The organism is Tolypothrix bouteillei VB521301, assembly GCF_000760695.4.
Lineage (GTDB): Bacteria > Cyanobacteriota > Cyanobacteriia > Cyanobacteriales > Nostocaceae > Scytonema > Scytonema bouteillei_A.
In genome coordinates this window covers 7,105,297-7,120,601 of the sequence record NZ_JHEG04000001.1, presented here as the reverse complement: position 1 = coordinate 7,120,601, position 15,305 = coordinate 7,105,297, and the positions used below count along the sequence as shown (strand labels likewise).

The following is a 15,305-nucleotide window of genomic DNA, read 5'->3' as shown; positions in this document are numbered from 1 at the left end:
TTTCGTGTTAACAAAGTGATACATTAGTTGCATTAAGTAAAGCATAGAGAATTCAGTCAAAAAATCATAGGGATCAAAGCTAATATTTACTTTAACGATTCCATTCGCTTTTTAACTTCAGTCTTAAGAAGCACTTATTACGTACTCTAATGTTTATCTCTTGGCATATTGAGTTGAAATTAACAGTTTCTAACTATATTTACTAAAGTCGTAGCTCGTTACCCGTCTTTGGGAAGAAGATTTTTTCTCAAAAACATTTAACGGGCAGTCTTTAAATAAATTTTTTCACGGTAATTTTACGGTTGAAAAAAGTAAGATATGTAGTTTTCCCAGGAAATCTAAGTATTTGCGTCAAAGGTTGACACAAATCAAGGGGAGCAGTGCTCCCCCATTTGACTACCGATCGCCAACCCTTATTGTTAGAATTGCTTAGCAGCACAAATAGAACAAACTTGCCAGCGCTGAAGTTCGCCAAGGGGGGTGGGACACTGACACGCAGGACAAAGGGGTAAGCCGTGCGATCGCTCTTGTACCTTCTTAGCCCAGTGCTCGAAGGTAGCATTTGCATCGAAAGGACGAGAAGTTAACTTGGAACAAGAGTCTGCGCCATCCACATAACTCGGGTGTTCCCGTAGTGAAATAATTTGCTCTTTGGCTGACTTATCTTGAGGGCGTTGCCATCCTGCTGTGGAAAAATGAATATCAATCAGAGAAACAGACAGCCGCTCGTTCAACTTTAAAAGCAAGCGCTTGCGCTCAAAAGTTAAGTTTTGCGACCAAGCAGCACTAGAAGTTGCCACTCGCAACACACCACGTTGAACGGACACTGGTTGAGTGTGAGCGGCTACAGTGGCTCCTACGATTTCAGACCAACACTTGAGTAATTGCTGAAATGGTTGTTCTTGCCACTTAGATTGTGTTTCCAGAACACTTAAAATATTATTAATTGATTTCAACGACATCCTGCCAACCTTGGCAAAAATAGGATTCTTATATATATAAGATAATTTTCGCTAAGATTGGCACAATTGTATTTTTCAATTTGTCACCCATTAATACAGTGATCCGCAACCAAAATTTGGATAATCGGTCACTAACTATTGTGATTACGGAAGTCTAGGATTGAGGCAGACAGGCAATGAGTCAAAACTCTTTAGTAGATTCGGGTGCTCAATCTTCCAAACCCTATAGGTTAAAGCCAGGACTAGCAGCAGCCCTTGCTAGTCTAGAAGTGCAACTAGATCAAGAGTTAACCCGATACAGACGCTCAAAAACAGGATACAGAACATTGAGCCAAACCCACGTTGGTAAAGTGATGGTCAGTCAACCTCAACCATTGTCAGCCATTGCTACGACAGTAGGTCAATCTCAATTACCAGCAGAAGATAATCTTGGAGATGAGTTAGAGAAGTTTGGTTTGATAGCAACTCCATCTGCAACCACAGGAATGGAGAAAGAGGACATTGCTGTTCCTGCTACGACCATCAACACGCCACTTACATTTGTGGAAGAACCTCTTCAGAAGGTATCTTCCTCAAGTAAAGCTGAAGATATATTGCAACGAGAAACACTGCAGAGCTTGGCTGCATCAGTTTCTTCAACAATAGAGGAACTTGAAAGCTCGCTCGCTGCTGACCATGCTAAAACAAAAAACCCCAACGTATCTAGTTCCGTTAGCATAGTTCCTACAAATCTCAAAGAACAGGTAAGCCCCACAAATATAGCAGCAGTAGGTAATAACAATGATGATAGCCGAACACATCCAAACGACTACTTAGAATCTTCTGAGGCACTTTTGCGAAGTTTAACAGAAGAACAATCTAAGGAGAAAAAGCAACCAAGTTCTGGTAATGATAGTTTGCTATCACCATTGGGTATAGGCTCAATGTTATTATTATTAGTAGCAAGTATGACACTGGGTTACGTAATTTTTAACCCCAAAAGTTTGCCACAAATAAATTTAGGTGGACTGTTTAAAAACGATACACAACAAACTACAGAAACTTTGGAAGGAAGTGCAAAATCAGCAGCTACAAATATCCCCGAACCAACATTGACACCCCTACGTAAGTATCCCAATCTTGCCAATCAAGAGTTTCCAGAAGTGAGAGATCCAAACGACGTTGTTGGTTTAAAACCCAAACCCAAACCAGTACCTCAAGCGATCGCACCCAACCCAGTTCCTCCACCATTTCCCGTCAATCCCCCAATACAGAGAGTGGAAACCTTACCACCTACCACCGCGACTCTACCATCTCCAATAGTCCCAGCCTCTCCAAAACCAAAACCAGTAACTGTCAAACCAAAGCCGAATTCGGAAATAAAACCGTCAGCAGATGGGCTTTATCACGTTATTACGGATAATAAAGGTAGTAATGCTCTTGCCTCTGCAAGAAAAATTATTCCCGATGCTTACTTGTCAGATGATGGTGCATTTATTTATCTTGGGGCTCTCAAGAACAAAGAAAAAGCACAACTTCTGCTGCAACAACTTCAAAGCAAAGGTATTAAAGCCAGAATCGAGAATCAGTGAGAAGTCCGCAAAACGAAGCAATTCGTAATAAATCGGAGTCATTAATCTGATGGTTATGAATACAGTTTTACTACGATTCACCCTGATGTATTACGTTTTAACGCTATTTGATAACTTGACCACCTGACCAGTAAGGAAAAGTTAGTTGATATGGAACTGATGAACCGGATATTACGGGTGATTCGTGCAAACCTCAACAGTCTGGTTGCGGACGCGGAAGATCCAGAAAAGATTCTGGAGCAAACCGTGATGGAAATGCAGGCAAATTTAGTCCAGTTGCGACAGGCGGTGGCTCAAGCAATTGCTATCCAAAAACGTACCGAACGACAGATAGCAAGCGCTCAATCCACAGCAGAAGAATGGTATCGTCGTGCTCAATTAGCTTTGCAACAAGAGAATGAATCTTTAGCGAGGGAAGCGCTGACAAAACGCCAATTCTATCAGGAAACCGCAACAGCGCTGTTAGCTCAGATGGAACAGCAAAATGCTGTTGTGGTTCAGCTCAAACAGGATATGCGGACGCTAGAGATGAAAATGACTGAAGCAAAGAATAAAAAAGATTTGTATATTGCTCGCGCCCGTTCGGCTGAAGCCTCCTATAAACTTCAAGAAATGTTAAGCATGACTTCCAACGCCAAAAGCATGAAAGCTTTTGAACGGATGGAAGAAAAAGTTTTACAGCTAGAAGCTCAAGCTGAAACTATTTCTGCAACTGCAGCAGACCCTCTAAATTCAGCGTTTGTTACTTTAGAAGAAAGTCATAAGGTAGATGCGGAACTAGAAGCCATGAAAAATCAACTTTCTCATGACTCAGGGAAATGACTCGAAGAAAGAGCCGATGGGGCAGAGGGCAGAGGGCAGCTGTGAAAGATAGTAAGATCTATAGAGTGCGAACTTTATTAAATTCCCTTTTTAAATGCGAGCACAACTCTCTGCCTCCTCCCTGCGTCCTTCTACCTTCTTATATCGGAAATCCCCACACGTAAAAGATTGGGCAAAGACCGAATTTCAAGAATATCCTTATTATTAGGGGCTTGTTGAGCGGTACCAATTTAAACCGGAAAGATTACATTGAAATAGGTAGCTATAAATTAGTTAAAAAAGCATACCAGCCCAACCAAGCGCGTAAATCACTCATAGGAACAAGGAAGTTATGGGATTATTCGATCGCATTAAGCGAGTCGTCAGTGCCAACCTCAACGACATGGTGAGTAAAGCAGAAGACCCTGAAAAGATGCTGGAACAAGCCATCCTAGAAATGCAGGAAGACTTGGTACAGCTGCGCCAGGGCGTTGCTCAAGCTATTGCTGCCCAAAAACGCACTGAAAAGCAGTATAATGATGCTCAAAACGAAGTGAACAAGTGGCAGCGTAATGCCCAACTTGCTTTGCAAAAAGGTGATGAAAACCTTGCAAGGCAAGCACTCGAGCGGAAAAAGACTTTTAACGAATCGTCAGGAGCACTCAAAGCTAGCTTAGAGCAACAAACTGCCCAAGTAGAGTCACTCAAGCGTAACCTAATCCAGCTAGAAAGCAAAATTTCTGAGGCAAAAACCAAGAAAGAAATGCTCAAAGCACGGATTACTGCTGCCAAAGCTCAAGAACAACTCCAAGGCATGGTGCGCGGTATGAATACCAGCAGTGCAATGGCTGCTTTTGAGCGTATGGAAGAAAAAGTTTTGATGCAAGAAGCCCGCGCCCAGTCAGCAGCTGAGTTAGCTGGAGCTGATTTAGAAACTCAGTTTGCCAAATTAGAAGCCAGCAGCGATGTTGATGATGAATTAGCAGCACTGAAGGCACAAATGACCCTTCCTGGTGCTTCACCCGCTCAACCAGCACTCCCACAACAGTCAACAACTCCCAATGCAAATACTGGGAATAATAATGAGGTTGTAGATGCTGAGTTGGATTCGCTACGCAAGCAGTTAGACAATTTGTAAAATTTTGTCAAATTTATTTGAGAGAGTCCCACGCCTGTTGGTTGTGGGATTTTGCGTTGAAGGGGTGATAGGTGAGGAGCTATCCATTATTTCTCAATATGCCTCATACCCCATGCTCTATTCCCTATTTTGGTAAAGTATTTTTTGTGCAAACGTTTAACAATGCCACTGGATGGAGACAGCAATGAATAAGGGTGTTATAACCATCACTGATGCTGAATTTGAAACTGAAGTGTTGCAAGCCGAACAGCCGGTATTGATTTACTTTTGGGCTTCTTGGTGCGGACCTTGTCAATTGATGTCACCACTGATAAATTTAGCAGCTACTACTTATAGCGATCGCTTGAAAGTCGTCAAAATAGAAGTCGATCCAAACCCAAAGAGTGTTAAGCAGTACCAAGTAGAAGGCGTCCCCGCACTTCGGTTAATTCAAGGAGACAAATTGCTAACATCTATTGAAGGAGTTATCGGTAAAGAAAAGCTCCTGCAAATCTTAAATGAGCACTTAGTGAGTAGTTAGTAGTTAGTAGTAGTTAGTAGTTAGTAGCTATTCATAACCACTAACCACTAACTACCAACCACTAATCACTAACCATGAACCACTCATCACTCACCAAATATGGAATTTGCTAAACGGTTACAACCCTTACAATTTAATGTATTTGCTGATATGGACAGAGCAAAAGCAAAAGCTTTCGCTTCTGGACAACACTTAATTGATTTATCACTGGGGTCTTCTGACTTACCAGCAGAACCACATATCATACAAGCAATTACCCAATCCCTACACGATCCAAGCACTCACGGCTACTTGCTTTTTCGCGGAACCCAAGAGTTTCGCCAAGCAGCTGCAAACTGGTACGAACAAAGATTCGGTATCCCCGTCAATCCAGAAACTGAAGTCTTACCCCTCATTGGTTCCCAAGAAGGAACAGCTCATTTTCCTTTAGCAGTTCTCAACCCAGGAGATTTTGCCTTACTGCTCGATCCGGGTTACCCATCACATATGGGAGGCGTTCACCTCGCCAACGGTCAAATCTATACAATGCCATTGCGGGAAGAAAACGGTTTTTTACCCGTATTTGCGGATATTCCCACTCCTGTTTTGGAACAGTCACGACTCATGGTGTTGAGCTATCCTCACAATCCCACAACGGCGATCGCACCTCTGTCTTTCTTTAAAGAAGCTGTTGCATTCTGTCAGCAGCACAACTTGGTTTTGGTTCACGATTTCCCTTACGTAGATTTGGTGTTTGAGGAGAATGAGGACAAGGGAGACAAGGTAGAATCTTCTTCCTTGTCTACCCCCTCTCCCTTATCCACCCAATCCCCAACTCCATCAATTTTCCAAGCCGACACAGACAAAAGCGTTTCGATAGAATTTTTTACCCTTTCCAAGTCATACAATATGGGCGGCTTCCGTATTGGTTTTGCTATTGGTAATACTGAATTAATCGGAGCTTTGCGTCGAATAAAAGCTGCAATTGATTTTAACCAGTATCAAGGCATTTTGAATGGTGCTATAGCAGCTCTGACCGGTCCTCAAACTGGAGTCAAAGCAACTGTTGAAACCTTTCGCAAACGCCGCGATGGCTTTATCAGTGCTTTACACCAAATTGGTTGGGATGTTCCTACTCCCAATGCCACTATGTATATTTGGGCTAAGTTACCAGAAGCTTGGAGAAAAAATTCTGTAGAGTTTTGTACCCAATTAGTGCAAAAAACAGGAGTAGCCGTTGCACCTGGTGCGGGCTTTGGTAAATCTGGAGAAGGGTATGTTCGTTTTGCTTTGGTGCATGATGTACCTGTTTTACAAACTGCTGTTCAAAGAATTTCTCATTTTCTGTAGTAAATTTATTAAGACTTTACTGGGAATTAATGATAAGTTTACGAAATCTCTTCCTTATTTTCCGTGAAGTCAAGTTAAATTACTGAAATACTACTTAAGTAATCTGTTGCTTTCATACCTGAGTCGAATGCTAGTTGTTAAACACCCAATTAGCATTTGATTGCAGCAGCCTGTTTACGAAGAGTAGAAGGAACGACTTACATGAGTATGGCAAACAGCATTAGAAAATTTGCTAGCTACGCGTCAATAACATTATTCTTTTTCGGGCTTGCGACCTCCTCGGTACAAGCTCAAGTCAACGATCCATATACATTTACATACACCACAACTTTAGTACCGTTGATCGATCGAGCCGAGAATCAGAGAAGAAGAGTACCGGAACCTTCCGCACTGCTGGGGCTAGTGACAGTCTTTGGTTTGTTTGCAACTCAACGCAAATTTATAAAAAGAGAGCAAAACAACTCAAACTTCAAATTTGACAAGGAAGAAAATTAGTACTTAGGGACTTCCAAATTAAAAAAATCTCCCAAAATGTTTTGTGGTTTCCGCAATCGCCTTCTGCGGTGAATCCAGAGAAAGTAGTTGGTGAGACTAGTGGTGATAGCGTCTATCCCTTGCGGACAAGCGTAGCGTGTGCTTTGCACGTAGCGTGTCTGTAAGGTCTCATCTCAATCTGGTAGCTGTAGTAAAAGCACTTGAAATACCGTACAGGAGCAGTATTCGTCAAATCAAGAACATTTAAATGTAAATAGCCAAGGAAATATACGTAAATTAACAACCAATAAACACGTTATATTTTTAGCTAGAGTTTATATAGACTCTACAGTAACTTAACCTATTAAGTCTCCCAGTTTCGTAGACTAAATGTGTGCTGTAGGTGATGACCAGGGCAACCTAAACTGTCGTGTTTGGAAAAAAGACGGTAGTAAAGAAAACTTTAACCTGTAGTCAAGCCAGCCAAACTTTAAACCGGGGTAGTGTATAAAAATCAACCCTATAACTGATGGAGACAAACAATGAAAACGCTTATTAACAAATTTTTGATTGGTGCATCAATCGCTGCAGGTGTAAGTGCGATCGTCGCCTCCCCAGCATCAGCCGGAAGCCTAACTAATGCTAGCATTGGTGGAACAGCTGCTAGTGACTACTATGTTTACGGTGTTAAGGACGGTAAAACAACCCAAATTACAAGCAACCTTAGCAATGTTACAAAAGTTTTAGATGGTGATGCTACAAGCCCCACAGGAAACGTGGAGTTAAGAGCTAGCAGTGAAAAAGCAGGTTTTGACTTTACAAAGAATACTGAGTTAAAAGGGATAATTGGTGGTAGAGACATAACTCTGAGCAGCTTAACAAAGTCTGATTGGGAAAGCAAAGATGCTCAAGGTGTAACTTTAGCTAAAAGATGGTTTGATGGCGCGTTAGGAGCAAATGGATTTGGCTCTCTTCTGAATTTGTCAGCACCAGTGGCTCCGACAAAGCCAGCGGGTATGTCACAGTCTCAATATATTAATAGTACTCCTTACAAAGCATACGTTAAGGCAAAATTGGCATACGACACATACAGTGGTGTATATAATGCTGCTTGGGGTATGTTTAATACCGACTCAGGTCTTGCAAGATTTAGTGACCCCAATATCTCTTACGTCAACCAAGATGCTACCGGTTTAATTAAGATTGGTCTAGCAGGTCACTATGATGCTACCTCTTTATTATTTAGTGGTGTCGATCAAACACTTATCAATAGCTTGCGCGATCCAAACAAAGTAGGTACGCCTATCCAAGCCAGTGAAATTGTCAAGTACACCTATGACGGAAAGACGGACTATCTGTACAGCTTCAATGCCACAAACTCTGGTCTAGTTTCCGATGATAGCACTAAATCCCATAACGGCAACTACGAAGTGAGCATCCAAGGTAAGCCCCCTGTAAAATCCACCCCAGAACCTTCTGTCATGTTAGGTATGTTAGTTGTCGGTGGAATGTTTGCCACACAACGTAAGTTGAAAAAAGCGTAATCATCCTCAAGATTGCGATTGCAAACTAAGAATTAAATAGGGGAGCGATTATGCTCCTTTTGATTTTCCGTATTTTTTCCGTCTCCCCTATTTCTCTACACCTCTACTCGATCATCGCACTAGATTAAAGCATTGATTATTTACATTAAGTAGATCGATAAAGTAATTCCAAGAACTTAGAGAACAACCATAAATATACAAACTTTTTTAGAAAAGTTCACCAAAACTTGATGCTTTTGTGAATTTTCCATGATAAGATGATGCTAACAACATCATCTTTATTTTTGATTCAAAATTAGAATTTTTAAGTGAGTAACATAAATAAAAATTTTGTCATCCGTTTGAATACGTAGATTACGATCTTCAATATCTGAAAATTCGGTAATTATTCTTGGCTAATAACCTAAAAGATAGGTAGAAATGGCGGCAAAGTTATTTTATGCAAAGCAGAAACGGCAATCTCAACAAGCTCGACGAATTTTACTTATTGAAGACAATGACGTTAATAGGATGTTGCTGAGTGATTATCTGAGCTACCACAGGTATTACGTCAGAAGCTTGGCTGGAGCCTCTAATTTTTTTTCAACCGTAGCTGAATTTCGACCAGAGTTAATTTTATTAGACTTAAAATTACCAGATATTGATGGTTATGCGCTGCTAGAACAAATCCAGCAGCAACCACAGCTTGTCAATATACCTATTATCGTAGTTTCAGCTTTTGCTTTTCGAGCCGATTGCGAAAAAGCAATGAAACTGGGAGCGCGTCGTTATTTTGTTAAACCTATTAATCTTTCACTTCTCATACAAGAAATTCAAGAAGAATTTGCTTGTCTAAGTCTATAAATTTATATGCTTGTTTCATCTTTACTCTGACTTTTGCTCAGTAATAAACTCTTCAACGCTTTGACTGAGATTTTGTACAGAACTGCCAATCTGAGAAATTTTATTTTGCACTTGTTCTAAGAGCAAAATTGCTGTTTGCAGTTCATTTAATGTTTGCTCCATAGTAACTCGATATTGATATTCAAATTCTTGTATGTTCACTTTTTATTTTTTGCTCCATTTTTTGGATGTTCTAAAATTTATTATACCTGGAATCTTATACATCTAAATCCGTCGATATTCTTAATATTGAATGCTCTATTTTTAATCCGAAGTATTCCTTATTTTGATAATTTTTATATAATAATTTTACATGAAAATAATATTGTAGAATGGGCAATGTCGATGACCTGAGGCTCGTGCTTGACAAGACTCACCCTACTAGCGCTGAGGTTGATGATTCTTAGATGAGAATTTCATATGAAAAAGAATATTATATAGGAACCAAAGCTCAAGGAAAGCTCCTTGTGGCGTGCATTGCCTACCCAAAGTAGATTTCAATTGAAAAAGGATTCCTATGACTTATTAAAACAAACTTCAATAATAGAAAAATTAAAAATTCAGAAATATATTCCAGTAATCTTACTTAAAATAGAGATAAGTAGGTCGGCAAGAAAAAATAGATGTTTGGATTCTGCTCCTAGTTATGCTTTAGCACTCAAGTGCAACTACAAACTAGTAACGCGCCGATTGTACTTAGGTAGATTTGTATAAATACTAGAAACTATTAAGTTGTGACAGCATCCGCTCAAACAGTACCACTTGTTAAAAATCCAGAACGTCTGGAAAACCGTCTACAAGAAATTCCTCCAGAACCGGGAGTCTATTTGATGCGGGACGGTAGCGATCGCATTATATATATAGGAAAATCGCGAAAGTTGCGATCGCGAGTTCGTTCCTACTTTCGAGAATCACAAAGATTGAGCGAACGTATAGCGACGATGGTAAAACAGGTGACAGAGATTGAATTCATTGTCACCGATACAGAAGCTGAAGCCTTAGCTTTAGAAGCTAACCTTATCAAGCAGCACCAGCCGTACTTTAACGTTCTGCTTAAAGATGATAAAAAATATCCCTATGTTTGTATCACCTGGTCAGAAGACTATCCGCGTATCTTCATTACCCGCAAACGCCAACTAGGTAAAGAAAAAGATAAATTTTACGGACCTTATACAGATTCTCGCCTACTGCGGGAAATCCTGCGCTTGTGCAAGCGAATTTTTCCTCTCAGACAACGCCCCCAACCGCTATTTAAAGATCGTCCCTGCTTGAACTACGATTTGGGTCGCTGTCCGGGGGTGTGTCAGCAGATGATTTCACCAGAGGAATACCGCAAAACCGTTCAAAAAGTTGCCATGGTATTTCAGGGTCGGTCGAGCGAACTCATAGATACCCTGACAGAACAAATGCATAAAGCCTCAGAAGCGCTGAATTTTGAGTCAGCAGCACGTATCCGCGATCAAATCTCTGGGTTAAAGTCACTGACTGCAGATCAAAAAGTATCTTTACCAGATGATACTGTGTCACGGGATGCCATTGCGTTGGCTGCAGACGCACAACACGCTTGTATTCAATTATTCCAGATTCGTGCCGGACAGTTGGTGGGACGGTTAGCATTTGTTGCGGAAGTTTCTTCCCTTCCTCTTGGGGACACGGGGGACAAGGTAGAATCTTCTTCCTCTTCTCCCCCCTCCCCCCCCTCTCCCCAATTTGAACCGGGAGCAATATTGCAACGAGTTCTTGAGGAGCACTATCAAACGGCTGACTCAGTAGAAATCCCTATAGAAATTTTGGTACAATACGATTTGCCAGACAGCGAGATACTGGCAGATGTGTTGACTCAAAAAAAAGGACGAAAGGTAACAATTCTGACTCCTCAGCGCCAAGTTAAAGCAGAGTTAATTGAGATGGTAGAGCGAAATGCTCAATATGAATTGCAAAGAATGCAAAAATTGAGCGATCGCAACAATGAAGCAATGCAGGATCTGGCGACTGTTCTCGATCTACCGGAGTTACCCCATCGAATAGAAGGTTACGATATTTCCCACATCCAAGGGTCTAATGCTGTTGCTTCCCAAGTTGTTTTTATCGATGGATTACCAGCAAAGCAGCACTATCGCCATTACAAGATTAAAAATCCGACAGTTACAGTAGGACATTCAGATGATTTTGCCAGTCTCGCTGAAGTTATTCAACGTCGGTTCCGCAAGTACGGCGAAGATCCGCAATTACCTCGCGAGGGAAATCCGGATTGGCCCGATCTTATTATGATAGATGGCGGTAAAGGTCAATTGTCTTCTGTTGTTGCTGTTTTGCAAGAGATGAATTTATTGGAAGACTTGCGAGTGGTTAGTTTGGCAAAACGTCGGGAAGAGATTTTTTTACCGGGTGAGTCGCAACCTTTAGAAACCGATCCGGAGCAATCTGGAGTGCAACTCTTACGACGGTTGCGGGATGAGGCGCACAGGTTTGCTGTGAGCTTTCACCGACAGCAGCGTAGCGATAAGTTGAAGCGATCGCGTTTAGATGAAATTCCCGGTTTGGGTCATCACCGACAAAAGCAACTGTTGGGACATTTTCGCTCGGTGGATTACATTCGCCAAGCGACTCCCGCACAAATTGCTGAAGTTCCAGGTATTGGTCCGCGTTTAGCTCAAGAAATTTATGATTATTTCCATCCTTAACTGCAAGCCGCGATCGATGACTGGCGACCTATAAGCAGTTAACAACCTAAAAAAAAGTGATGGGTAATTGATAATTGAGAAAATCTCACTACCTAATTACCCATTACCCATTACCCATTACCCATTACTTACCATCAGATTAGCAAACATAACTAGTCTGCTTAATACGTCTAATTGGAATTTTTTCTTAAATTTTATCTAAATAAATTTATTCTGGACTCCAATTGTCTGTTATCTCCCTGTTTCATGTTTATGTAACCAAATGTTAATAAAAAGTAAAATTAACCTTTAGTTAGTAAAACTAAAGATAGAGTACGTTATTAACTCATACTTTTTAAATATGTCAACAAGCTGAGTGTCTGTTCAATTTTGTTTTGAATGGCAAGTTTGTTTGTGTGAACCCCTTGAAACTAAGATTTTTCCTCCTGACAGGGCTGCTGTACCTTGTCATCCAACTTCTTGAGGCTTTAGCAGACATATACCCACGGGCGATCGTCCATAATGATGGAATGAAAACTTCTTCCCCCTATTTCCTACTCCAGCTAGCTTTTGTAACGACGAGCTTATATTAACAAATGCAAATAGAACTGACTGCAAATACATGAATCTCAAAGTATAAGCCATTGGGATCGCTGCTTTCTATGAAATACTTTTCTTTACAGATTTAATTTATATATCTTAAGTTGGATAGCAGTTAAATTAAAGATAAGGATAATAAATAAATATGAAAGAGAGTAATTACTCATTTTTGTGTTAAATTTAACAATGAATTACTTCGCTTTTTGAATTTCTGTAAATCTCTTCGATTTCTCAGATTTAGTGGGCATTTTTTATCAAAATTTATGATAATCAGGGGTTATTAAGATGCAACTGATAGAAAGAACGCTACAAAAAACGGTACAAAAAATTCGCTGCCCAAATTGTGGTAGTGAAGGAGAAAGACACTATATCTATCACAGCCAACAAACTCGAACCCAATGCCCAATTTGTGACTATCTGTTAGTAAGTTGCACGCTTACTGGCAAAGTCATTGAGGCTTATGCTCCTGGCATTCTTGCTAGAAGTTAATTGGTGAGTTGTTGGTGGTGAGTTGTTAGTTGTTAGCGATCGCTGTTTACTGTTCTTCGCAACTGTCCGCACGCAGCATCGGCTTCGAGACCACGGGAGTAACGAACACTTACGGCGATTCGTTGCTGCTTAAGGACGTTGACAAAAGCTTGAATTCGCTTTTCACTGGGGCGTTTGTAATCGGCTTCTTGAATGGGATTGTAAGGAATTAAGTTGACATGGCTTTGGAATCCGCGCAGGTGTTGTGCTAGTTCCATTGCGTGTTCTGGCAAATCATTGACTCCAGCCAGGAGAATGTATTCAAAGGTGACGCGCCGTCCGGTAATTTTTACGTATTCCCGACATTCTGCCAGCAAATCATCTATAGAATAAGAATGAGCGCTAGGAATCAGTTGTTCCCTGAGTGCTTGGTTGGAAGCGTGAAGACTCACTGCAAGCGTTACTTGCAATTGGTGTTGGGCAAATTGATGAATGCGCGAGCGAATGCCAACTGTTGAGACAGTGAGGTTCCGCTGTCCGATACCCACATCCTGGTTTAAGGATTTGACGGCTCCGATAACATTATCGGTATTGAGTAAAGGTTCACCCATACCCATGAATACCACATGGCTCACTCGTTGCTGGAAATCTTCCTGAACTGTCAGCACCTGGTCTACGATTTCATGACGTGCTAAATTGCGCTTATATCCACCTTTACCAGTAGCGCAGAAATCACACGCCATTGGGCAACCGACTTGGCTGGAAACACATACGGTCAAGCGTTCTAGGGGTTTGGGATTTTGGCTCTTATCTCCCCATCTCCCCATCTCCCCATCTCCCCCTCGCCGCAAAGTGGGGATACCAACACATTCTATAATTTGACCATCTGTCAGTTTTAAAAGATATTTGACTGTACCGTCAGGAGCAACAGAACGGTAGTGTATTGTTGAGCGTCCGATAGGGGTTTCAGCTACTTCTGCACGCCATTGCTTGGGAAAGACAGAAATATCATTGAGCGATCGCGCTCCCTTGTTATAGATCCAATCGTACAGTTGCTTTCCCCGATAAGTTGGTTGTCCCTGCTGTTGTACCCAAGCAGTCAACTCCTCCAAATTTGCTCCAAGAAGTGGTGGAACGGGGATGGAGGGTTGTTGCTCAATAGAGATTGTGGAGGAAGGAACTACACCAGACGACTTAGCAGACATGATAATTACAAATGTGTCTTGAATCTCTATACTAGGCGATCGCTGTGACTGTTGAGTGGATTTGTTATGGCGGTTTACCTCACATCCTTCGTTAATATGGAAGCAGGGCAAGTTCCAACACTGCTGTATCCAGCCTATGACCCGCTTTTCCTTTCCCATCACGCAATCAGATCCACCCCTGCCACCAGCGCAAGTTCTCCCAACGATGTACGATCTTCCTAGTGAAGATCCACAGGAACCAGGCTTGCCAGATGAATTTCATGACCTTCAACCCCAGCTACTGAGTTTAACTGTCCGTTTGTTGAACCATAATCGGGATGAGTTCTTTACAGGTACGGATTTAAATTTATACTATGATGTGAAGCATCCCCTATGGCACAAACGCCCGGATTGGTTTTTAGCTGTGGGAGTACCACGGTTATACCCAGGAGGGGATTTGAGACGTAGCTATGTAACATGGATTGAGGGCAAAAACCCCTTTATTGTTGTTGAACTCCTGTCGCCGGGTACGGAAAAAGAAGACCTGGGTCCCTATGCTGAAGAAGAAGCAGAGGCGCTAGAATCACCTCAACCACAGGCAAGTGCAGAATTGCCATCCCCAGAAGAAAATCAGACTGAGGTAACGAAAAATACGCCGCCAACCAAATGGTTTGTGTACGAGCAACAGTTGCGAGTGCCATACTACATAATTTTTAGTCGCTACACAAATCGTGTGCGGTTCTTTCAACTAGAGGGAGCGCATTACCAAGAACAACCCCTAGATGTGGAAAATCCCCGCATCTGGATTCCGGAGTTGGAAATAGGGTTGGGGTTGTGGTTTGGAGAGTGCTTTGGAATTCCGCGCATTTGGCTGCGGTGGTATGATGCTCAAGGAAATTGGATACCAACTGATGCGGAACAAGAACGAGTAGAGAAAGAGCTAGCGCAAAAGCAACTTGAACAAGAACGAGTAGAGAAAGAGCTAGTGCAAAAGCAACTTGAACAAGAACAAAAAAGGGCTGAGCAAGGACGAAAGCAAGTGTTACAGATAGCGAGCAATTTACTCTCCTCAGGGATGTCAATTGCACAAGTCAGCCAAGTGACTGGATTATCCGAAACCGAGGTGCAAACGTTGCTTTAACCGCGAACCCGATACTTTAAGCGGTCAA

General features: G+C 41.6%; 14 protein-coding genes. 11 read left to right on the top strand and 3 right to left on the bottom strand.

Features of this window, described 5'->3' with window-relative positions:
* Positions 1-419 precede the first annotated feature (419 nt).
* On the bottom strand, positions 420-962 hold the full coding sequence (locus tag HC643_RS29015) for a DciA family protein (RefSeq protein WP_038076012.1): 543 nt from the start codon (positions 960-962) through the stop codon (positions 420-422).
* Between the two features lie 176 nt (positions 963-1,138).
* On the opposite strand from HC643_RS29015, the gene HC643_RS29010 reads away from it, so the two are divergent.
* The 8 genes from HC643_RS29010 (at position 1,139) to HC643_RS28975 (ending at position 9,182) form a co-directional block, all read left to right on the top strand.
* On the top strand, positions 1,139-2,533 hold the full coding sequence (locus HC643_RS29010; protein WP_038076010.1) for a hypothetical protein: 1,395 nt from the start codon (positions 1,139-1,141) through the stop codon (positions 2,531-2,533).
* Positions 2,534-2,683: 150 nt separating this feature from the next.
* Positions 2,684-3,355, top strand: coding sequence for a PspA/IM30 family protein (locus HC643_RS29005; protein ID WP_038076008.1), 672 nt, complete (start codon positions 2,684-2,686; stop codon positions 3,353-3,355).
* Positions 3,356-3,686: 331 nt separating this feature from the next.
* Complete coding sequence (locus tag HC643_RS29000) at positions 3,687-4,472, top strand: PspA/IM30 family protein (protein ID WP_038076006.1); 786 nt, start codon at positions 3,687-3,689, stop codon at positions 4,470-4,472.
* Positions 4,473-4,656: 184 nt separating this feature from the next.
* Positions 4,657-4,992 carry a thioredoxin family protein gene (locus tag HC643_RS28995; RefSeq protein WP_038076144.1) on the top strand — a complete coding sequence of 112 codons (336 nt, stop codon included), beginning with the start codon at positions 4,657-4,659 and terminating at the stop codon, positions 4,990-4,992.
* 99 nt (positions 4,993-5,091) lie between these two features.
* Positions 5,092-6,321, top strand: coding sequence for an LL-diaminopimelate aminotransferase (locus HC643_RS28990; protein ID WP_038076004.1), 1,230 nt, complete (start codon positions 5,092-5,094; stop codon positions 6,319-6,321).
* Between the two features lie 207 nt (positions 6,322-6,528).
* Positions 6,529-6,816, top strand: a complete 288-nt coding sequence (locus tag HC643_RS28985; RefSeq protein ID WP_162002212.1) for a PEP-CTERM sorting domain-containing protein — start codon at positions 6,529-6,531, stop codon at positions 6,814-6,816.
* Positions 6,817-7,337: 521 nt separating this feature from the next.
* Positions 7,338-8,339 (top strand): NF038130 family PEP-CTERM protein, encoded by a 1,002-nt coding sequence (locus HC643_RS28980; RefSeq protein ID WP_038076000.1) that lies wholly within the window; start codon positions 7,338-7,340, stop codon positions 8,337-8,339.
* A gap of 420 nt (positions 8,340-8,759) precedes the next feature.
* Positions 8,760-9,182: a response regulator gene (locus HC643_RS28975; RefSeq protein WP_038075998.1), complete on the top strand. Its 423-nt coding sequence runs from the start codon at positions 8,760-8,762 to the stop codon at positions 9,180-9,182.
* A gap of 21 nt (positions 9,183-9,203) precedes the next feature.
* Here HC643_RS28975 and HC643_RS28970 read toward each other — a convergent pair whose 3' ends face one another.
* On the bottom strand, positions 9,204-9,383 hold the full coding sequence (locus HC643_RS28970) for a hypothetical protein (RefSeq protein WP_038075996.1): 180 nt from the start codon (positions 9,381-9,383) through the stop codon (positions 9,204-9,206).
* Between the two features lie 572 nt (positions 9,384-9,955).
* On the opposite strand from HC643_RS28970, the gene uvrC reads away from it, so the two are divergent.
* Together uvrC and HC643_RS28960 are read left to right on the top strand one after the other, a co-directional pair.
* A complete protein-coding gene (uvrC, locus tag HC643_RS28965; RefSeq protein WP_038075994.1) occupies positions 9,956-11,905 on the top strand; it encodes an excinuclease ABC subunit UvrC in 1,950 nt (649 codons plus the stop codon).
* Between the two features lie 864 nt (positions 11,906-12,769).
* Positions 12,770-12,973 carry a replication restart DNA helicase PriA gene (locus HC643_RS28960; RefSeq protein WP_072040831.1) on the top strand — a complete coding sequence of 68 codons (204 nt, stop codon included), beginning with the start codon at positions 12,770-12,772 and terminating at the stop codon, positions 12,971-12,973.
* A 32-nt stretch (positions 12,974-13,005) separates the two neighbouring features.
* Here the strand turns inward: HC643_RS28960 and rlmN are convergent, their stop codons facing one another.
* Positions 13,006-14,157 (bottom strand): dual-specificity RNA methyltransferase RlmN, encoded by a 1,152-nt coding sequence (gene rlmN, locus HC643_RS28955; protein WP_038075991.1) that lies wholly within the window; start codon positions 14,155-14,157, stop codon positions 13,006-13,008.
* Between the two features lie 136 nt (positions 14,158-14,293).
* Here rlmN and HC643_RS28950 point away from each other — a divergent pair, with 136 nt between their 5' ends.
* Positions 14,294-15,277, top strand: coding sequence for a Uma2 family endonuclease (locus HC643_RS28950; RefSeq protein WP_038075988.1), 984 nt, complete (start codon positions 14,294-14,296; stop codon positions 15,275-15,277).
* Positions 15,278-15,305 lie beyond the last annotated feature (28 nt).